This is a genomic window from Candidatus Alcyoniella australis (assembly GCA_030765605.1).
Classification (GTDB): domain Bacteria; phylum Lernaellota; class Lernaellaia; order JAVCCG01; family Alcyoniellaceae; genus Alcyoniella; species Alcyoniella australis.
In genome coordinates this window covers 58303-78722 of the sequence record JAVCCG010000019.1, presented here as the reverse complement: position 1 = coordinate 78722, position 20420 = coordinate 58303, and the positions used below count along the sequence as shown (strand labels likewise).

At 64.8% G+C, this 20420-nt stretch carries 17 protein-coding genes; 9 read left to right on the top strand and 8 right to left on the bottom strand.

Annotated elements, in window-relative coordinates; translation table 11 throughout:
* Both P9M14_02370 and P9M14_02365 read right to left on the bottom strand, forming a co-directional pair.
* A partial coding sequence (locus P9M14_02370; protein ID MDP8254572.1) for a hypothetical protein occupies nt 1–682 on the bottom strand: 682 nt, incomplete at its 3' end.
* A gap of 223 nt (nt 683–905) precedes the next feature.
* Nucleotides 906–1883, bottom strand: a complete 978-nt coding sequence (locus tag P9M14_02365) for a hypothetical protein (GenBank protein MDP8254571.1) — start codon at nt 1881–1883, stop codon at nt 906–908.
* Between the two features lie 139 nt (nt 1884–2022).
* Here P9M14_02365 and P9M14_02360 point away from each other — a divergent pair, with 139 nt between their 5' ends.
* From P9M14_02360 to P9M14_02350, 3 genes are all read left to right on the top strand, one after another.
* Nucleotides 2023–2331 carry a hypothetical protein gene (locus P9M14_02360; protein MDP8254570.1) on the top strand — a complete coding sequence of 103 codons (309 nt, stop codon included), beginning with the start codon at nt 2023–2025 and terminating at the stop codon, nt 2329–2331.
* Nucleotides 2332–2809: 478 nt separating this feature from the next.
* Nucleotides 2810–3757: an SGNH/GDSL hydrolase family protein gene (locus tag P9M14_02355; protein MDP8254569.1), complete on the top strand. Its 948-nt coding sequence runs from the start codon at nt 2810–2812 to the stop codon at nt 3755–3757.
* Nucleotides 3758–3789: 32 nt separating this feature from the next.
* A complete protein-coding gene (locus P9M14_02350) occupies nt 3790–4761 on the top strand; it encodes an SGNH/GDSL hydrolase family protein (protein MDP8254568.1) in 972 nt (323 codons plus the stop codon).
* On the opposite strand, the gene P9M14_02345 is transcribed toward P9M14_02350, so the two are convergent.
* From P9M14_02345 to P9M14_02335, 3 genes are all read right to left on the bottom strand, one after another.
* A complete protein-coding gene (locus P9M14_02345; protein MDP8254567.1) occupies nt 4716–5156 on the bottom strand; it encodes a hypothetical protein in 441 nt (146 codons plus the stop codon). The two genes, P9M14_02350 and P9M14_02345, sit on opposite strands and share 46 nt — an antisense overlap.
* Nucleotides 5156–5866 carry a response regulator transcription factor gene (locus tag P9M14_02340; protein MDP8254566.1) on the bottom strand — a complete coding sequence of 237 codons (711 nt, stop codon included), beginning with the start codon at nt 5864–5866 and terminating at the stop codon, nt 5156–5158. Before P9M14_02340 ends, P9M14_02345 begins: the two co-directional genes overlap by 1 nt.
* Nucleotides 5867–5983: 117 nt before the next feature.
* Nucleotides 5984–7996, bottom strand: a complete 2013-nt coding sequence (locus P9M14_02335; GenBank protein MDP8254565.1) for a GDSL-type esterase/lipase family protein — start codon at nt 7994–7996, stop codon at nt 5984–5986.
* Between the two features lie 147 nt (nt 7997–8143).
* Here P9M14_02335 and P9M14_02330 point away from each other — a divergent pair, with 147 nt between their 5' ends.
* Genes P9M14_02330 through P9M14_02305 form a run of 6 tightly spaced genes read left to right on the top strand, consistent with a single transcriptional unit; the run spans nt 8144 to nt 16253 of the window.
* Nucleotides 8144–9457 (top strand): UDP-glucose/GDP-mannose dehydrogenase family protein, encoded by a 1314-nt coding sequence (locus tag P9M14_02330; protein ID MDP8254564.1) that lies wholly within the window; start codon nt 8144–8146, stop codon nt 9455–9457.
* 1 nt (nt 9458) lies between these two features.
* Nucleotides 9459–10388, top strand: a complete 930-nt coding sequence (locus P9M14_02325; GenBank protein MDP8254563.1) for an SDR family oxidoreductase — start codon at nt 9459–9461, stop codon at nt 10386–10388.
* Nucleotides 10385–11368 (top strand): UDP-glucose 4-epimerase GalE, encoded by a 984-nt coding sequence (gene galE / locus P9M14_02320; protein ID MDP8254562.1) that lies wholly within the window; start codon nt 10385–10387, stop codon nt 11366–11368. Before P9M14_02325 ends, galE begins: the two co-directional genes overlap by 4 nt.
* A gap of 16 nt (nt 11369–11384) precedes the next feature.
* The gene (gene lepA / locus P9M14_02315) at nt 11385–13184 is read left to right on the top strand and encodes a translation elongation factor 4 (GenBank protein ID MDP8254561.1); all 1800 of its coding nucleotides are present in this window, start codon (nt 11385–11387) and stop codon (nt 13182–13184) included.
* Nucleotides 13184–14284 carry a signal peptidase I gene (lepB, locus tag P9M14_02310; GenBank protein ID MDP8254560.1) on the top strand — a complete coding sequence of 367 codons (1101 nt, stop codon included), beginning with the start codon at nt 13184–13186 and terminating at the stop codon, nt 14282–14284. Before lepA ends, lepB begins: the two co-directional genes overlap by 1 nt.
* 40 nt (nt 14285–14324) lie before the next feature.
* Nucleotides 14325–16253 carry a hypothetical protein gene (locus P9M14_02305; GenBank protein ID MDP8254559.1) on the top strand — a complete coding sequence of 643 codons (1929 nt, stop codon included), beginning with the start codon at nt 14325–14327 and terminating at the stop codon, nt 16251–16253.
* Here P9M14_02305 and P9M14_02300 read toward each other — a convergent pair.
* Genes P9M14_02300 through P9M14_02290 form a run of 3 tightly spaced genes read right to left on the bottom strand, consistent with a single transcriptional unit; the run spans nt 16241 to nt 20420 of the window.
* The gene (locus P9M14_02300; protein MDP8254558.1) at nt 16241–17317 is read right to left on the bottom strand and encodes an SGNH/GDSL hydrolase family protein; all 1077 of its coding nucleotides are present in this window, start codon (nt 17315–17317) and stop codon (nt 16241–16243) included. The genes P9M14_02305 and P9M14_02300 overlap by 13 nt on opposite strands.
* Nucleotides 17318–17319: 2 nt before the next feature.
* Nucleotides 17320–18999: a carbamoyltransferase C-terminal domain-containing protein gene (locus tag P9M14_02295; GenBank protein MDP8254557.1), complete on the bottom strand. Its 1680-nt coding sequence runs from the start codon at nt 18997–18999 to the stop codon at nt 17320–17322.
* Nucleotides 18996–20420 carry a radical SAM protein gene (locus P9M14_02290; GenBank protein ID MDP8254556.1) on the bottom strand — a complete coding sequence of 475 codons (1425 nt, stop codon included), beginning with the start codon at nt 20418–20420 and terminating at the stop codon, nt 18996–18998. Before P9M14_02290 ends, P9M14_02295 begins: the two co-directional genes overlap by 4 nt.

Genomic DNA, 20420 nt, shown 5'->3' with positions numbered 1-20420 from the left:
CCAGGCTGCGCAGCGCCTGCCAGCGGTCGGCGTATTTGTAGGGCAGCAGCGTGCCAAAGGAATAGTCCATGTAGCCGCGGCCGTTGATCGTGGTGCGCTTGCCCTCCAGGGTGATCGTTCCCGTGGCCCGCGCCATGGGCATCGGCACGGTGAAGTAGTAGTAGTCCTCGCGGTCGGTGCTGAAATAGCAGCGGCCGCCGTTTGGACGCCAGGGCGTAAGCTCGATCTTGAAGCTGATCTCGGCGCGCATGTTCTTCTCGGCCACCACGAACTTGAAGTCCGGGTACTTGCCCTTGAGATAGCTTTGGCCGATGCGTATGTCGAAGCTGTCGTGGGACGCATCGAGCAGGTCCGAGTCGATATCGCCGCGCACGAAGTGGCTGCGGCCGTTAGGCTCGATCCAGTTGAGCTCCACTCCGCAGTTGTTGTCGCCGAACCCGATGTTCGAGGTCAGTACGCTGGCGGTTATCAGCCCGCCGTCGTCCAGGTCGACCAGGATGAACCACGACTGGCTGAAGCCCTCGTTGTCCATGAAGTGGTAGATGTAGTTTTGCTCGGGCAGCGGCTTGTCCACAGGCCACGCATCGCCGGGCCAGATCTCGTAGTCGGCTGCGAGCGCCGGGACTGTCAACAGCAGCAGGGCCGCCAAGGTCAACAGAGAAAAGCCGCGCCATCGAATCATCAAGAACCTCCCGATCGCCGGTGGATTGCGTTAGGCGATAATAAATTGCGCGGCCCGATTTTGAAAGATCAGCAGCTGGAAGCTGCGGTAAAACTCGCGGCAGCTTGGGGTGGGAGGGTAAAGATCGAGTAATCGATGTTCAACGATGATCTCCGCAACGCGGGGCGGCCCGTGGCATTACGACCATCGTACTACGCGAGCTTTGTGGCGGCTCGAAGCCGCCTCAGTATTCGTAGTCGGGGTAGATCACCTCGACGTTGGCCGAGATGTCGTGGACCACGGTTTCCGCCTCGTTGATCGCCACCATCGCCAGGATTACCCCGTAGTCGTAGAGGAACAGATCCATGATGTCGTAGGTCTCGGACGAGCCGTAGTGTGCGCTGCGATCCTCGAGGTCCACGGTTTGACCGGGCGCGATAGTGAAGTTGTCGAGCAGCTGCGGCATGTTGTAATCGTATTCCTGGTAGACGGTAAATATCTTAATTGCCACCGAGTCGGTCTGCGACAGATTGTCGATTGTGCCGTTGAGCCAGGCGTCCTCAATCCAGGTGCCCTCGGGCAGGTCCAGGTCGTTGTACCAGCCGCAGCCGCCGCTGCTGAGCCAGAACATCGGGCCGGCGCTGATTGCCAACGAGAAGCTCTCGCTCTGGATCGCGCCCTGGGCAGTTGAAAGTCCGATTGTGGCGTAGTCCCAATCGTTGTGCGGCTCGACCACGATGAACTCCTCGAGGGCCGAGCGCACATCGGCGGCCGGCTCGTTGAAATCATCGGGGCTCGCGAACGAGTAGGTCTGGCCCGCGTTGACGGTGATCGAGCCGATCAACGTGGCGTCGCCGTAGCGGCTGTCGGCCAGCGAGATCGAGTAGATGGCCTGGGCATCGCCGGAGTTGGTGATGCTGCCGCGCAGGGTCAAGGTGACGTCGGAAAGCTGTTGATCGACCAGTTGGGAGAACAGGTCGGGATCGATATTCCAATTCAGCGTTGCCAAATATTGGCCCTCGCCCTCGCTGCTAAGCTTGGTGGCCGTGGCGATGTCGGTCATCTGCACGGTTGCGTAATCGTCATAGAACTCGCAACGGATTTCGTCGGTATCATCTTTGTCGCTGTTCCAATCGACGTCGCAGGCCAACGCCGCCAACAGCAGCAGTCCGGCGAGCAGGGAACCGATCAGGCTCGCTCTGATGATCCTTACGCTGTTCATAGCTCTCTCCCAGATAAAAATGCCCTAGGTCGGTCTTGTCGCTGGTAGGACAGTATCGCGTTGCGGTTCCGTCTGACCCCGGTTAAATCGATTGTGCACACTTGTCATCTTAAGGTAGCATGGGTGCGAGGACCGTGCCATGCGAATAACCATCGCCATAGTAACGCTGATAACGCTGATCCTGGCCGCCGCCGTGCTGATCTCGAGTTGCGATCTGGACCTGGATAGGAGTTACAGCGACGACGATTCCTGGGACTGGGATTCCGACGGTTGGTGCGCGGATCTGTGCGACGATGTCTACGATTGCGGTATGGACGTGCGCTACTATACCGAGCGCGAGTGCCGCGAGCGTTGCGACTCGTACAACCGGTTCTGGGACTGCATCGAGGATTGTTTCGACCAGTACGACTGCCGCGCACAGGTCTGCATCGACGCCTGCAGCCGCTGAGCCTCGCTTACAGTTTTTCACCTAAAAACTCAGATTTCTGAAAGCAAGACCGGCGCACACCGGGCCTTTTGGGGGCGTGCGATAAATTTTATGCACGGGCTAGTCCTGGACTTTCAACGGGTTTTTCATCAAGCGCGAAAGAGCTGCCGCAGTTGGTACAGCGCTTGCTGTACTCAATGGCGAGGGTTACGGAATTCGTTAAGCTTGGCCGCTTTACTCTGTGATTCTCAACGGTTAGGGTTGGTCGCCGGGAGTCCGCGCCTAAAAGCCCCAGTAGGCACGGTTCCCGGCGTCCTTTATCTATGGGGTGGGGAAAAGACCGATGTATCGATCTTTACTTCCCCCAACAATCTTCCGTCGCGGGTAGGATCGTCGCTATAAGACCTTGGTCCGCTCGCGTGCCATCTATCCCCCCTTACTGATCTCGTGTTGCGGCGTGCGGCCGGCCGTAGTAGAAGCGGGATGGTAAATACGGACAATGAGCAAGCTCGGATCACCAAGGGCCGCGCGCGGCGCTTGTCGGCGCGCACGCCGCAGGCCGCTGTTCTACCTGCTGACCGTGCTGGCGCTGTTGCTGATCGTCGATCTGGCGCTGCAACTGGTGCTGCGCGAGCTCAACGTGGCTTGGCTCGACGAGCTGTACCAGCGCACCGGCTCGCAACAGCCGCCGTACATCGAGCTGCGGCCCGGCGCGCAGCTCGAGTACAGCGGGATGCTCGGCAGGCTCGAACCCACGTCGATTCGTATCAACTCAACGGGATTCCGCGATTTCGAGCGGCCCTGGGACGGGCCGGACCAGGGTCTGCGCATTGCCTGTGTGGGCGACTCGTACACCATGGGCCTGGGCGTGGAGCTCGAGCAGGCTTTCCCCGCGCAACTTGAAAAGCGTTGCCGCGAGGTGGGCCGCGATGATGCGCGGGTGTTCAACGCCGGGGTCGCGGCCTACTCGATGTTCGATTACCCGCGCTATCTGCGCACCGCCGTGACGCGGCTCGAGCCGGACCTGATCGTGCTGCAGATCTGCGGCAACGACGCCACGCCCGCGGCATCTGCCCGGTCGCGGCTGTGGTGGGCCGTGATGCGTTTGGCGCGGTTCTCGGGCCTGGCCAAGGGGCTGCTGTTTTTTCAAAGCGAACAACAGGACCTCGAGGGCTACGGCCAGGCACTGGACGAGACTCTGGCCGCCTGCCGCACACTCGCGCCGCAAACCCTGGTTTGGGTCCAGAGTTTTCCCGAGCAGACCGAGGGGATCACCCGCGAACTGTCCGAGCGACACGGGGCGCGAATCGTCGATCTAGAGGGCTTTGCGCCGCAGACTCTGCCCGACGATCCGCATTACGCGCCCCAGTCCTACGCCGAGCTGGCGCGGATCGTCTATGAGCAACTGATGCAAGCTCCCTCCGGGTCCCAAGACGGCGCACTGTAATTGCCCGCAGGTTTGGTGCAATATCTGTGCTGATGCGCAGCAACCGGATAAATCGCGCGTGGATCGCCCTGAGGCGTCTGAGCCTCAAACGATTCAGCTTCAGCATCTTGACGCTGCTGCTGGTGTTGGTGGTGGCGGACGTCGCGCTGAACATCGCCTTCCGCGATATCCGCGTGGCCTGGCTCGGCGAGCTGTACCGCGTGCCCCCTGACGGATCGCAGCCCGGATGGGAGCTGCGGCCCGGCGCACGGATCGAATACAGCGGTATGAGCGGCGAGGCGTCCGCATACTCGGTGATTCAGATCAACTCCCTGGGGATGCGCGATCGCGAGCGAAGCATGGCCAAGCAGCCCGGAGCGTTTCGCATCGTCTGCGTGGGCGATTCGCATACCATGGGGCTTGGCGTCGAGCGCGAGGAGGCGTTCCCCGCCCGCTTGGAGCACGAATTCGCCCTGGCCGGACATCCCGAGGTTGAGGTTTGGAACGCGGGCGTGGCCGGCTACAACATGTTCGATTATCCGCCCTATCTGGAAAAACGCATCCTGCCGCTGAAGCCCGACCTGATCGTGTTGCAGGTCTGCGGCAACGACGCTCAGCGCATCTCGCTGATCGAGGCGGGATATTTCAAACAGACCCTCAACCTCGTGCGCTACTCGGGGCTGATCAAATTGGTCACCGTGTTGTCCAAGGCGCGAGATGATCTCGACACATTCAAGAGCCGCCTGGGCCGGTTTATTCAGGCCTGCCGCGAGGCGCAGGTGCCGCTGGTGATCTGGCCGCACAGTTGGCCCACTGATCTCGAAGGGTGGGCTGTGTCCCTATGCCAGAGGAGCGCGGTGACGGTGCTCGATTTGGATAAATTCCGTCCGCAGACCCTACCCAACGACCCGCACTACACCGCGCAGGCCAACGCCGAGTTGGCGCGGATCGTCTACCCGCAGCTGATCGTCCAACTGGATCAGGCCTCGGGATTGGACCAGGGAGCGCCGTTGTCCGCCAAATAGCGTTCGAGCTGATCCAGGTCGCCGAACACCTGGTCCGAGAACAGCCGCACCACCCAGTTTTTATCAAGCGGCGTGACCGTCAGCACCGGCACTCCGGCGCGCTTGGCCTCGAAGATCTCGATCGCCGTGCCCATTGAGGCTGTGGGCAGATAGGCGATTACCAGCGACGAGCCGCGGGCGCGTTGCAGGTGCTCGTGGAACACGTTCCAAGCCCGCTCGTCGTCGTAGTGCACTGATCCCTGGTGGTCGGCAAAGGGGTCGAAGATCTGTGCATCGGGCATCTGCCGGGCTACGATTTGCGCCAGCTCGCTACGGTAGCCCTGGTCCTCGATCACCAACTCGGAGCGGCTGCCCTGCATTACCCCGGCCAGAAAGACCTTCAAACCGTCGTCCATTAGAGCCCCTCGTGATAGCGCGTGGGCGGGGGCGAGAACTTGTAGCCCACGCCGCGCACGGTCTGGATCAGCTTGGCCGCCGCAGGCCCGAGCTTGTCGCGCAGGCGGCGCACGTGCACGTCCACGGTGCGCTGGCCGCCGAAGTAGTCGTAACCCCAGACCTGGACCAGCAGCGTCTCGCGGTTGAATACCTTGCCCGGAGACGAGGCCAGGGTCTTGAGCAGCTCGAACTCGCGCAGGGTAAGCGCGACCTCGCGGCCCGAGACATTTACGCTGTAGCTCTCCAGGTCGATCACCAGCTCGCTGAAGCGCATGTTGCTCTGTGCCGCGCCGCCGCCCATTCGTCCCTCGGCCAGGGCCACGCGCAACGCGATCTCCTCGTCCGGGCATCCGGCCAGGGCGAAGTCGTCGGCCCCGGGTAGTCGACCGCGGCCCGTCAGGTCCTCGGGCCGCAGCAGGGCCAGCACCCAGGTGCGGTTGAAACCCAGGTACGACAGCTCGTGGCGCACGCGGCGCAAACGCATCTCGATCTGCTCGTTGCCGTAGGCCGCGTCCACGACCAGCGCGCTGGGAGGCGCGCCCGCCGCGCTCTCGACCCACTGGATGCCGGATACGCGCTCCCCTCGCGCCGAGTGGCCGGCGCGGATCAACGCCTTAATCAGCCGCTCACGTGTCGACTCGAGGTCGCTTAGTACGAGGATTCGTTGCATCTGGATCGGCCGATACTAACCCGGATTATTGATGGGGTTCCACTACGTCGCACAATTCGCTTTCGCAGCGCTCGCGTGCCTTTGCCGCGCAGTGCCAAGCTGCTTGCCAAGTTCGGGCTACTCAGCGCTCGTAACCGGGGCGTGCTCGATCCAGCGCCGCATGCGTTCGGCGTCGGGCTCGGTCTGCGGGTCGAGCCGATCGAGCAGCGACAGTGCGCCGCTGGTATCGCCGGTGACCAGCGACAGCCAGGCCTGTGAGGTGCGCAGGCCCTGAAGCTGCGGGTGGGCCAGCCCGATGCGCTCGAGCTGCGGGATCAGCTCGCCGCGAATCCGTTGCGGGTCGTAGCCGTTGTCGTTGAACTCGGCGTAGGCGGCATAGAGCTCGCCCAGGGCGGCCTGCTGCGCGTTGTCCGTCGGACTAACGGCCTGAGCCGCACGCCAGGACAGCGAGGGGTTGGGGTTGTAGAGCAGCACCGGCCGACTCCCCACGCCTACGAACCAGCGGATGTCGCACTGGTCATGGCCCAAATTCCAGAAGCGGCCCTCAATGCCGCGTGCCAGCAGTCGCGGCCGCACCTGCGGATCGGGGTCGCCGGGCAGTTCGCGCCCGGCGATCTCCTCCTCGATCATCAGCGCGAGTTCCAGCGCCCCGCGGATGTTCAGATGGCAGTAGTCCAGCAGCAGATCGTAGCCCACCACGCTGTTGGGGCTCAGCGCTCGCAGCCGCTGCTCGGTGTCGATCAAAATCGCGTTGCTCTCGCTCGTTGCGTTGCGGATCGCTTCGTTGATCGCAGGATTGGCCGTGGGCAGCGGCATGGCCAGCAGCGCCTGCTCGACCTGCTCCGAGGTCTGCTCGTCGCCCACGAGCTGCGCGATGTACGACAGGCGGTAGGGCTCGCGCCCCGTGGGATCGCCCAGGCCGGGCAACAGCGATCGGCGCACGATGCGGTAGGCCTCCTGCAGACTGAGCCTGGTCAGCGGATGCGGATCGTGCTGTTCCAGCGCGGCCAGCAGGTCGACGTAGAGCACGCCCAGGCGCTGGTCGGAGCGCCAAAATCCCGCTTGGCGCAGCTCGTCGGCCAGCTCGTGCAGCCGTTCCAGCGCTTGGTCGCGATCCGGGCCGTCCAGCGCGCATTTGAGTCGCAGGTAGCGCGCGTCGGCGCTTTGCAGATCGCGCAGCAGCTGTGCGGCCCAAGCGCGGCGACCGCGACGGAGCATACTGAACGCCCAGTCCGCGGCCAGGGCTTGGCGCACTTGCGCGGCGGGCATTTCGTCGGGGATCGCACGCGGCTCGATCGGCTCGCAGAACACGCAACGATCCGGGCGCTCGTTCTGCCATTCGCCGTTCCAGACCACGGTTGAGAGGATCAGCGGCACGCCCTGCTGCCCGGCCAGAGTTGCGATCCGTTGCAGGTTTTCCGCAAAGCGCTCCACGATCCAGGTCGACTCGCGCTGGGAGAACGGTCGGTTGGCCGCGAGGATTCCCGCCGGCCGCTCCAGCGGCGCGTTGGGCCGGTAGAGCAACAGGTTCGAGAGTTTGCCCAGGGCGCGGTACAGCGCGCTACGTTTGCGCCAGCGCGCGCGCAGCTCGATCTGGTCCAGGGTGCGCTGGGTACGTGCGAGGATCGCCCGCAGCTCCAGGCCCTCGTTGTGTCCGCTGTAGACCACCAGCAGATCCGGATCGTAGCGCTCGAGCACCTCGCGCGCCCGCGCCAAAATCTGCGTGCTGGAATAGCCGACCTGGGCCAGGTTGATCACCTCGATATCGCGCTGCGGATAGCGCTGGGCCAGCAGCCGCTGGAGCAGTGCGGGAAACGAGCCGCCGCCGTAATAGCCGAAGCCCCAGGCCGCAGATCCGCCGAACACGAACACGCGGAAGGTCGCGGGCCCCTTGCGCTCCGGGAACAGCGTGGGACGGATCGGGCTCACCCCGCCGCCCACGCACCAGATCCGACCTTGCTCGTCGGGGATCTGCGAGAACGCCGGCCCCACCCGCTGATAGGCCAGCCGCGAGGGCCAGACCCGCGGCGGATCGCCCAGGGACGTGACGCGGCACAGCAACTCGAGCGCACCGATCAGCAGGGCCGAGCCGATGATTATCGCCGCGGCGAGAAACGCGACCCGGCGCAATAATCCGCCGGACTGCACGATATCCCGGGACTTTGATTGCATAACCTAGAAGATAACCGATTTCCCTGGACCGTGGGATATAGCGGCCTGTTTTTCCCTGTGATAAAGTACGCCGCGTTTTCCACTTGGCGCGGATGGAGGAAGCAGATGAATATCGCCGTTATTGGCACCGGTTATGTCGGGTTGGTCGCCGGGACCTGCTTGGCCGAGACCGGCAACGACGTGGCCTGCCTGGATATCGACAAGGGCAAAATCGAGACTCTGCAAAACGGCGGCGTTCCGATCTACGAGCCGGGGCTGCTCGAGATGATCATGCGCAACGTTTCCGAGGGCCGACTGAGCTTCTCTACCGACATCGCGGCCGGCGTGCGGATGGCCGACGTGATCTTCGTTGCCGTGGGCACTCCCCAAGATAAGGACGGCTCCGCGGATCTGCAGTACGTGCTGCAGGTGGCCAGGAGCATCGGTAGGGCAATGAACGGCTACAAGGTGATCGTGCTTAAGTCCACGGTGCCCGTGGGCACGCACATCAAAGTACGCAAGATGGTTAAGCGCCACACCAAGCACAAGTTCGACGTGGTGAGCAATCCCGAGTTCATGAAGGAAGGGGCCGCGGTGGGCGACTTCCTGCGCCCGGACCGCGTGGTGATCGGCACCGACTCGAGCACCGCCTCCGAGGTGATGCAGGAGCTGTACGCGCCGTTCGTGCGCAACGAGAACCCGATCTACGTGATGGACAACTTCAGCGCCGAGATGACCAAATACGCGGCCAACGCCCTGCTGGCGACCAAGATCAGCTTCATGAACGAGATCGCCAACCTCTGCGACCTGGTGGGCGCCGACGTCAAGGCCGTGCGCAAGGGCGTGGGCTCGGACAGCCGCATCGGCTTCCAGTTCCTGTTCCCGGGCCACGGCTACGGCGGCTCGTGCTTCCCCAAGGACGTCAAGGCGCTGATCCGCATCGCCGAAGAGGCTGGGATGAAGCTCGATCTGGTCAAGTCCACCGACCGCGTCAACCAGCGCCAGAAAAAGAAACTAGTCAGCTTTATCGATCAGCACTACGGCCCCGACCTGACGGGCATGACCTTCGCCATCTGGGGCCTGAGCTTCAAGCCCGAGACCGACGACATGCGCGAGGCGCCGAGCCTCGAGATCATCCGCGCTCTGCTAAAACGCAAGGCCAAGGTGCGGGCCTACGATCCGCAGGCCGGCGAAGAGGCGCAAAAGTACTTCGGCCGCAAAATCGAGATCCTCGAGAACAGTTACGATGCGCTGGAGAAGGCCGACGGCCTGGTGGTCTGCACCGAGTGGAACGAGTTCCGCCGTCCCAACTACGCCAAGATGCGCGAGACCATGAAGCAGCCGGTGATCTTCGATGGCCGTAACCTCTACACGCCCAAGCTGATCCGCAAGATGGGCTTCAGCTACTACTGTATCGGGCGCAACAAGGCGGCGAACTAAAATGCCACGGATACTGATCACCGGCGGCGCGGGATTTATCGGCTCCCACCTCTGCGATTTCTACGTGGCGCAGGGCTGGGAAGTGATCTGCATGGACAGCCTGCTTACCGGCTCGGTGTCCAACATTGCGCACATCACCTCCGAGAACTTTAAGTTCGTCAAGCACGACGTGACCAACTACGTTTACGTCGAGGGGCGGCTGGACTACATCCTGCACTTCGCCAGCCCCGCCAGCCCCATCGACTACCTCGAGCTGCCGATCCAGACGCTCAAGGTCGGCGCCCTGGGTACGCACAAAATTCTGGGGTTGGCCAAGGAAAAGAAGGCGCGGATGCTGCTGGCCTCGACCAGCGAGGTCTACGGCGACCCGCAGATCCATCCGCAGCAAGAGGACTATTGGGGCAACGTCAATCCGATCGGTCCGCGCGGGGTCTACGACGAGGCCAAGCGCTTTGCCGAGGCGCTGGTGATGGCCTACAACCGCGCCCACGGCGTGGAAACGCGCATCTGCCGGATCTTCAACACTTTCGGCCCGCGGATGCGCGTCAAGGACGGCCGCGTGGTGCCGACCTTCATCGCCCAGGCCCTGGACGGCGAGCCGCTGACCGTGTTCGGCAACGGCTGCCAGACCCGCAGCTTCTGCTACGTCAGCGACCTGGTGCAGGGCATCAACCGCCTGCTGCTCTCCAACCACGAGCTGCCGGTCAACCTGGGCAACCCCAACGAGATGAGCATCCTCGATTTCGCCAAGCGGATCATCGAGATCACCGGCGCCAAAAGCGAAATCGTCTACCGCGACCTGCCCGAGGACGACCCCAAGGTGCGCCAGCCCGACATCTCGCTGGCCAAGCGAGTACTGGGCTGGGAGCCGGAGGTCAGCCTCGAGCAGGGGCTGAACAAGACCATCGCTTACTTCCAGGGGCTTAAGTGAGCTCAACGATTCTCGTCGCCGGCGGAGCCGGCTATATCGGCAGCGTCACCGCGCAACTGTTGATCGACGCCGGCCACCGCGTGCTGGTGGTCGACGATCTGTCGCGCGGCCATCGCGCCGCAGTGCCCCAAGGCGCGGAACTGACCTGCGCCCGGGTCGGCGACGTGCAGGCGATCAGCGAATTGTTGCGCAGCAACCGCGTGGACTCGGTGTTTCACTTCTGCGCCCACAGCCTGGTCGGCGAGTCGATGCGCGACCCCGCGCTGTACTACGAGAACAACCTGATTCAGGGCAAGCTGCTGCTCGACGCGATGATCGCCGCAGACGTGAAGCACATGATCTTCAGCTCGACCTGCGCGATCTTCGGCCTGCCGCAAAGCGTCCCGATTCTCGAGGACGACCCGATGCGTCCGGCCAATCCCTACGGCGAGACCAAGTACGCTTTCGAGCGCATGCTGCACTGGTACCACGAGGTCTACGGCCTGAACTACACGGCCCTGCGCTACTTCAACGCCTGCGGCGCCACCGCGACCCACGGCGAGCACCACGACCCGGAGACGCATCTGATTCCGCTGGTATTGTTCACGGCCATGGGCAAGCGCGAGCAGATCGAGATCTACGGCACTGACTACGAGACCCGCGACGGCACCTGCGTACGCGATTACATCCACGTGCTCGATCTGGCCGCGGCGCACCTTACGGCCTTTGAACAATGCCGCGATCGCGTGGCGTACTACAACTTGGGCAACGGCGCGGGCTTCACGGTGCGTGAGGTGATCGACGCTGCGCGTCGCGTCACCGGCCGACCGATCCAGGTGCACGAGGGACCGCGCCGCGCGGGCGATCCGCCGGTATTGGTCGGCGGCACCGAGAAGATCAACCGCGAGCTGGGCTGGTCGCCGGAGCACACCGAGCTTGATCAGATCATCGAGTCAGCCTGGCGCTGGCACTCCGCCCATCCCGACGGCTACCCGGGTTAGTCGCGGCTCGCAACAGATGGACATCTCGCGGCTCCGTAATTTTTCGATCATCGCCCATGTGGACCACGGCAAGTCCACGTTGGCCGACCGGCTGCTCGAGGCCACCGGGCTGATCAAGCTCAAGCCGGGCAAGAAGCAATACCTCGATCGGATGGAGCTCGAGCAGGAACGCGGGATTACGATCAAGGCCCAGTCCGTGCGCCTGCCCTATACCGCGGCCGACGGCCGCGACTACGTGCTCAACCTGATCGACACCCCGGGTCACGTCGACTTCTCCTACGAGGTCAGCAGCAGCCTGGCCGCCTGCGAGGGCGCGCTGCTGGTGGTCGACGCGGTGCGCGGAGTCGAGGCCCAGACCCTGGCCAACGCCTACCTGGCGGTCGATCTGGGCCTGGAGATCATCCCGGTGATCAACAAGATCGACCTGCCCTCGGCGCGGGTCGAGGACGTACAGCTCGAGATCCACGAGCTGCTCGGTCTCGAGGTCGACGATGCGCTGTGCGTCTCGGCCAAGCACGGCACGGGCATCAGCGAGCTGCTCGAGGCGATCGTGCACCGTCTGCCGCCGCCCCAAGGCGATCCCGATGCGCCGCTGGAGGCGCTGCTGTTCGACTCGTGGTTCGACAGCTACACCGGCACCGTCTGCCTGGTGCGCGTTAAAAACGGCTCCCTGCGCGAAGGCCAGGGCATCCGGCTGATGGCCGTGGACCGCGAGTACGAGGTGGATAAGCTGCACGTGATCTCGCCCGAGCCGATCAGGGTCGAGGCGCTGCTGCCCGGCGAGGTCGGGATGGTCAGCGCCGGGATCAAGCAGGTGCAAAACGCCAAGGTCGGCGACACGATCACCGACGCCCAGCGCCCGGCCGCCAAGCCGCTGCCCGGGTTCCGTGAGCTCAAACCGATGGTCTTCTCCGGGCTCTATCCCTCCGAACACAAGGGCTACACCCGGCTGCGCGACGCGGTGGAGAAACTTAAACTCAACGACGCCAGCTTCAGCTTCGAGCCCGAGGCCAGCACCGCGCTGGGTTTCGGCTTTCGCTGCGGATTCCTCGGACTGCTGCACATGGAGATCGTCCAGGAGCGGCTCGAGCGCGAGTTCGGTCTCGAGCTGGTGACCACCGCGCCGACCGTGCGCTACCGGGTCGTGCTGGCCGACGGCGGCGAGCTGTTCATCGAGAACCCGACCAAGCTGCCCGAGCCGCTGCAGATCGACCACCTCGAGGAGCCGATGATTCGCGCCTCGATCCACGTGCCCGATGAATATTTGGGCAACGTGATGAAACTTTGCGACGAGCGCCGCGGTCTACAACTAAAAATGGACTACCTGTCGGTCAACCGTGTACTGCTCGAGTACGAGATGCCGTTGTGCGAGATCGTCTACGACTTCTATGACAAGTTAAAGAGCATCTCACGCGGTTACGCCAGCCTGGACTACGAACCCTCGGGCTACAGCGAGGCGCCGTTGCGCAAGCTCGACGTGCTGGTCAACGGCCAGGCCGTGGACGCGCTGAGCCTGATCGTCCACATGAACAGCGCCTACGCCCGCGGCAAGGACCTGGTGCAGAAGCTGGCGCGGATTATCCCGCGCCAACTGTACGAGGTGGTGCTGCAGGCCTCGGTCGGCTCGCGGGTGATCGCCCGCGAGAGCGTCAGGGCCTTGCGCAAAAATGTCACCGCCAAGTGCTACGGCGGCGACATCACGCGCAAACGCAAGCTGCTGGAGAAGCAGAAAGCGGGGAAGCGACGGATGAAGATGATGGGCAACGTCGAGATCCCGCAGGAGGCGTTCATGGCCGTGCTCAAGGTCGAGAATTGATGACGATCTGGCAATCCCGGGGGATCAAGAAGGCCGCGCAGCACGCCCGCGACGAGATCCGCCGCGCGCGGCGCGTGATCGAGAAGTACCCCCGGCTGCTCAAAGATTCCCAGCTCAAGCAGCTTAAGGCGCAGATCGAAAAGGTCGAGCTGGCGGCCCAGGGCGCGGACATCGCCGCAATTAAGAATTCCACCGCGCGACTGCATGAGTCGGGCGAGCGGCTGCTGCCGTTCTATTCGCGCTCCGTGTTCCTCGAGTGGGTGCGCACTTTGGTCTACGCGCTGCTGATCGCGCTGTGCATCCGCGTGGTGATCCTCGAGGCGTTCCGCATCCCATCCTCGTCGCTGGTGCCCACGCTGCTGGTCGGCGACCAACTGATCGTGGCCAAGCTGCCCTACGGCGTGGTCGTCCCCTGGACCGACATTAAAATCGCGCCGATCATCCGGCCCAAGCGCGGCGACATCGTGGTCTTCCGCAGTCACGATCCGATGACCCCGGACCAGAACTTCATCAAACGCATCGTCGGCGTGCCGGGCGACCGCAAGATTCAGCTGCGCGACAACGAACTGTACATCGACGGCCGCCACTGCCCCATAAGCGATTCCCAGGGCGGAGACCAAGTCGATTCGCGCATCCCGCCCACGGCCCGGCTCTACGACGAGGACCTGCTGGGCAAACGGCACGAGGTGATCTACGAGCGGATGCGTACGCCGCGCGATTACGTGTTGCAGCCCCAGTACCTCGAGAACTGCGGCGAGAACAACAAGCTGGCCGAGAGTTACCGCTACCTGATCCTCGATGGTCAAGTCTCGCCGTTGAGCCACGACAAGTGCGAGCTGACCGCGGGCTACTACTTCCCGGTGCACCACCGCGTGCACGGCGAGCTGCAACGCGCGCTGCTGCTCTCCGAAGACGGCGCGATTCCGCCCGACTACTTCTTCATGATGGGCGACAACCGCGACAACAGCCGCGACAGCCGCGCCTGGGGCCTGGTGCCGTTCAATCAGATCAAGGGCAAGGCGCTGTTCATCTATTGGTCTTGGGGCAGCGGACTGTCCGGCGCCCGGCAACTGCTGCGGATCGGTGATATCATCCACTGATCGACGTTCGCTTTAGCAAATTCCGTTGGTCTGAATTTCCATGCGCGTGATAAATACCGCACAGAACGACAGAGGTCCCTCCACTGCAATCGCAGCGTTGCTGATCGCGCTGTGTGCGGCGTTGCTCTACGGCCATACCCTGGACCACGGCCTGCTGATCGACGACGGCGCCATGCTCTACTTCGCCAAGGTCGTGGGCCTGGCCGATGCCCACAAGATGATCACCCCCCTGGCCTGGGTCTACTGGCGGCCCCTACCGCGGCTGCTGCTGATCCTCGACGTGCAGGTCTGGGGGCTCGATCCCTGGGGCCCGCGGCTGACCAACCTGCTGCTGCTGTGGCTGATGGGCCTGGCGACATGGCGCCTGGCAAGGGCTGCGGGCCTGGGGCGCGGCACGGCCCTGGCCGCGGGGCTGCTGGCCGTGGCCAACCCCTTTGCCGCGGCAGCGACCACCTGGATCATGGCGCGCTACGACCTGCTGGCTGCGATCTTTTCGCTGCTGGCCCTGGCCGCGGCAGCGCGCTACGTGCGCGGGAGTCCGCCACGGCCGCGGCGGGCCCTGGCTGGGGTCTGCCTGTGGACCTTGGCGGCGCTGCTGAGCAAGGAGCTGGCGTTCGTGCTGCCGGGCCTGGTGCTGCTGGTGAGCCTGGCGTTGCGGCCCGCGGGCGTGCGCCGGTTGAGCGTGGCCACGCTGCTGCCCGCGGCGATTTCCCTGGCCGTGCTGGCCCTGGTGGCAGTGCTGCGCTTGGTGCTGTTCGGACGGTTCGGCGGCGCGTTGAACGACCCGGGCGTGTCAGCCGTGGCGCTGGGGCTCAAGTCTTTCCTCTTTGACCTGCCCCACGTGTTCCTGGGGCCGCTGAACTTCAGCATGTTCGCGCCGGAGCCCCTGGTGTGGATGGTGCGGCTGTTTTTCCTCGCCTGGTGCGCCCTGGCCGTCATCGCCTGGCTCAACCGCGGACGCGGACGCATCGGGCTGTGCCCGGCGGCCCTGGCCGTGCTGCCCTCGGCCATGTACGCGGTGTTCGGTTACGAGGGACAGTGCTTCTACCGCTTTGCCCTGGCCGCGGCGTTGCTCGGGGTATGGGCCGCGGGGCATGGAGTTGACGGCCCGCGTGCGCGTTGGCTAGGCCGCGTAGCGCTAGTGCTGCTCGCCGGGCTGTGGACCGTGGCGGGCCAGGCGCAGGTCCGTGCCCAGCAGCTGGCAGCCGAGCAAATGCAGGACGTGCGTCAGTCTGTGCTGCGGCGCTGCGCCGATCCCGCGGACCTGGACGAGTTGGTGGCGTGCAACCTGCCGGACATGCTCCACGGGTTCCCCCTGGCGCTCAACGACCTGCGCGGCTTTTTCCTGCCGCTGTGGCAGGAGCGCACGCCGCAGATCTGGGTTGCCGCCAACGCCGCCAGCACCACGGCGGACAGGCCCAACGATTTTCGCAAGGCCCTGGGGCGCGGGCGTTCCCTGGTGCTTAGCTGGGAGGAGCATCCGGGCCGGCTGGAGGACGTCACGGCCGAGCTGCTGGCGTGCGCAGCTGCGATCTATTGGCAGTCGCCGGTGCTTCTGGATCTTAGGGACCCGGAGCTGTGCTCGCGCCTGCGGCCGATCGACGCACGGATCGAGCGGGAAGGCGACGACCTGCGCCTGGAGCCGAAGTTCGGCCGGCACCCGGCGTTGCACCTGGAGGATCCGGGCCTGGATTCCACGTGCGTCGGAGCCGTGCGGTTGGTCCTGAGCTCGAATTGGGCCCGGCCCTGCTCAGCCCAGTTCCGCTGGGGACGGGAGCACGGCCGCAGGCTGGAGCAGGGCGAGATCGGCGTGATCATCCCCCCCGGCGGTCCGCACGCAGTGCGCGTGGAGCTGGATCGCGATCCGCGTTGGCTGTTGGCCGGAAGGCCGGACTGGATCGAGCTGAGAATGCTCAGCGGCGGCGCGCTGACCGTACATTCCATCGAGTTGTTGCCTTACTCGGACTGAGCGGGCTCCGCGCCGAGCATTCCCTGTTCGACGATGCGTTGGGCCAATGCCTGAGCAATGGCCTGGTGGCCCGCTGCGTTGGGGTGTCCGCCGTCCGCGTTATACAGGCTCTGACCCGCTTCCTGGCGAGCCTTGAGAATGCGGAACAGGTCGAGCAGCTCGATCTGTTGTTCGCGGGCCAGTGCGCGGATGTAGGGGTTGAGCGAGGGCTCGTAGTCGAACGAGTGCGGGATGGTGAACAGCAGCACTTTGAAGCCGCGCTCGCGTCCCAAATCGCGGATCGCGGTCACGTTGCGCTGGAACTCGGGCGTGGACACGCGGAACACCTGGTGCCCGCGCTCGGGATCATGGCATTCGTCGCCGCGGCGCAGCTTGAGCACAAGATAGGTCGCAAGCTGGTAGAAGCGGCTGGATTGCAGGCCGCCGCGCACCTGGGTTGCGCGCCCAATCAGCTCGGAGCGGGTCTCGTCGGAGATGCAGCCCTTGGGCGTAATGTGATCGTTGAGCCCCAAGTAGAGCGTGACCAGGTCGGGCTCGAGCGCGGGCAGCCGGTCGCGCAACTGGCGCAGGGCCTGGAACGAGGTGTATCCCGGCACCCCGGCGTTGACCGCGTCCACATCCAGGTCCGGTTGCAGAAGCAGCAGCTCGTCGCGCAGCAACGCGGCGTAAGTCTGATCGGTGCGCACACCGTCGCCGAAGGTGCACGAGTCGCCCAGGCTGATCACGCGTTTGCGCTCCGCGGGCTTGGGCGTCTGGATCTCCGGGCCGCGCAGTCCCAACGAGTTGGTCAGCGGCAATGCGCTCTCCGGCGTGGTTCCCGGCTCGTTCGCTCCGGGCCGCAGCGACCAGAACAGCTCGGGATCGGCCACGTACAGATCGCTCTCGCGCAGCCGTCCCCACCAGTCGGCGGAAAAACCGTCGCCGCCGGACCAGCGCGTGTGCGGTCGGGGGTAGAACGGTTTGTACTCGAACTCGATGGCGCGCAACGCCAGCTCGCCGCCGAGAATCAGCAACAGCAGCGGGATCAGCGCGAAGATTAGCCGTCGTGGCCTGCGCCGCGCCACGTTCAGACCTCGGGTTTGGACGCGCGGAACGGTCCGGCGATCAGCACGTCGATCTCCGTGCCCAAATAGCAGGCCACGGCGTCGTCGGGCGTACAGACGATGGGCTCGCCCGCTACGTTGAAGCTGGTGTTGAGCAGCACTGGTACGCCGCTTAGATCGCCGAAGCGCGTGAGCAGCTCATGGTACAGCGGGTTGTCCGCGCGCTCCACGGTTTGCAGCCGCGCGGTGCCGTCAACATGAGTGATCGCGGGCAGCTTGTCGCGCCACTGCTCGCGCACCGGAACGGCGAGCAGCATGAACGGCGAGGGTCGGCCGCCGGTGTCGAAGAACTCTTCGGCGCGCTCCAACGGCACGGAGGGCGCGAAGGGCCGGAACATCTCGCGGTGTTTGACCCTGTTGTTCAGCCGGTCCTTCATCCAGTCCGGCCGCGGATCGGTGAGGATGCTGCGGTTGCCCAGGGCGCGCGGCCCGATCTCCATCCGACCTTGGAACCAGCCGACGATGCGGCCTGCAGCCAGATCCTCGGCAGCGACGCGGGCCGAGTCGACGCGCTGCGGCTCGATGCCGCGGGCGCGAAACGCCGCCAATATTCGATCCTCATCGAACTGCGGGCCGTAGTAGGCGTGGGTGACCGGCGAAGGGGGCATGCCGCCGTTGGCGATGTGCGTGTACAGCGCCGCGCCGTAGGCCGCTCCGGCGTCGGACGCCGCGGGCTGCACGTGCAGCGAGTCGACCAGTCCCGAGGCCGCGATTTTGCCGTTGGCCACGCAGTTGAGCGCCACGCCGCCGCCAAAGGTCACGTCGCGCAGTCCGCTGCGCCGCACGAGCTGCTCGACCAGCTCAAGCAGGATCTCCTCGGTAACCTGTTGTAGGGCGCAGGCGATCTCGATGTGGTGCTGCTCGATCGGTCCGTCGGGTTTGCGCGGCGGGCCGAACTGCTTGACGAAGCGCGGCGAGAACCAGTCGACGCGATCCTCGTAGTAATCGAAGTACGAGAGGTCGCAGCGGATCCGGCCGTCGTTCTGGGCCCAGACCACCTTGCGAAATTTATCGACCAGCTCGCCGCGGCCATAGCTGGAGAGGCCCATCACCTTGCCCTCGTGCTGGTTCTGCAGATAGCCCAGGTACTGGGTGACAGTGCACCAGACCAGGCCCAGCGAGTGCGGGTAAAGCGTCCAGCTCAGCGGCCGCACGCCTTTGCCGTCGACCACTGCCAGTAACGACGAGGCGATCTCGCCGTTGCCGTCGACCACCAGCGTGGCGCTGCGCTCCAGCCCCGAGCTGTAGTGGTTGGCCGCCGCGTGGCTCAGGTAGTGGTTAACGTGGTGGAACGGGCCACGGTAGCCCACGGCATCCCTGAACGCGCGACGTACGTTGAACACCGAGCGCCAGTTGCGACTGTGCAGGCCCAACAGACGGGTCGAGCGCGGCAGGTTGCGCAGGGTCTGTAACGCGCGTCGGCCCAGCCCGGCCCAAGGATCCCAGTAGAAGGCCACGGCGTCGAGCCCGTCAACGTCGATCCCCGCCTCGTCCAGGCAGTAGCGGATCGCATCGACCGGCAGGCCGGTGGAATGCTTAATGCGGTCGAAGCGCTCCTGCTCGGCAAAGGCGACAAGCTCGCCGTCCTCGATCAGCGCCGCGGCGGTGTCGTGGATGTAGGCGTTGAACCCCAGGATCTTCAACGCGTTTCCCGCAGTATGGTGGAGGCGAAGGCCAGCGCGCCGTGGGCCAGCGGTGCGGCCATCCCTGGTTTCAGCATTCGTCGGGCGTAGTCAACGATTACCCGCGGTCGCAGGTAGAAGCGCCGCAGCAACTGCGCCCGCGCGCGCTCGAGCTGCCCGGCGCTTAGGCCGCTGGGCACGAAGCTCACCTCGTATTCGGACATCGTTCTCCAGTCGCCGACCAGCTCCCCGTAACTCTCGAGGTCCATTGTGGCCTGCGATCCGGGGAAGGGGGTAAAAAGTGTGACCGTAATGTCATCCAGGGGCAACTCGATCGCCAGCTCAATGGTGCGTTGCAACGTGGCCTGGGTTTCGCCGGGCAGTCCGAGCATCAGGAACGCTTTGGTGTGCATTCCGGCCGCGCGCACAGCTCGCAGCATGACGCGCACGTCGTCGATGGTGATCCCTTTGTTGATCAGCTTGAGGATCGTCGGGTCGCCGGACTCGATGCCGATCTGCATCTGCCAACATCCGGCCTGACGCATCAGTGCCAATGTCTGCGCGTCCAGCAGCCGGTCCGCTCGGCCCTGGGCGTTCCAGCTTACGCGCAGCCCGCGCTCGATGATCAGCTCGCAGATCCGCCGCAGGCGCGGTTGGTCGAGCACGAAGATCTCGTCGTGGATCGCGAAGTCCACAATGCCGTAGCTCTGCGCCAGGTGTTCGATCATCTCGACCACGCGCTCGGCGCTGAGGCTGCGCACGCGGTTGCCGAATACCGTGCGGTCGCAGAACGTGCAGTGATAGGGGCAGCCGCGCGAGGTGAAGAGGATCGCCGAGGGCAGGCCCGCGGTCGACTGCGGCGAGGGGCGGTAGCGCGTGGCCATCTGCGGCAGCAAATCCCAGGCGGGTAGCGGAAGCTGGTCGAGGTCGTTGATCAGCCCGCGCGGTGCGCTGCGTTGCAGTCCGTGGTCGCGGCGCAACAGCAGCCCGGCGATCGGCTCCAGCGGCGTGCCCGCGCTCAGCGCGTCGATCAGCTCGATCAGCGTGCGCTCGCCCTCGCCGATCACGCCGATGTCGAAGTCGACGAAGCGCTCCAGCGTGGTCTCGGGCACAGCCGAGACGTGCGGCCCGCCGAGCATCAGCAACGTATCGGGCAGCAGGCGCTTGATTGCTGTGGCCGCGGCGGCCGCGGCGGCCACCGAGATCGTCACCGCGGTGAAGCCCGCCAGCTGCGGGGCGAACCGCGCTACGCTTTGCGCGACCTGCTGCGCGTCGCAGCCCTGGGCCTGCATGTCGATCAGCTGGACCAGCGCCCCGTGCTCGCGCGCAACGGCCGCCAGTTGCAGCATGCCCAGGTTGGGCAGGCTGTTGCCCGCAGCGGCCAGGCCGCCGTAGCGTTGGGCGGCCGACAGCGGCGGTTGGATCAGGCTCAGGCGAAACAT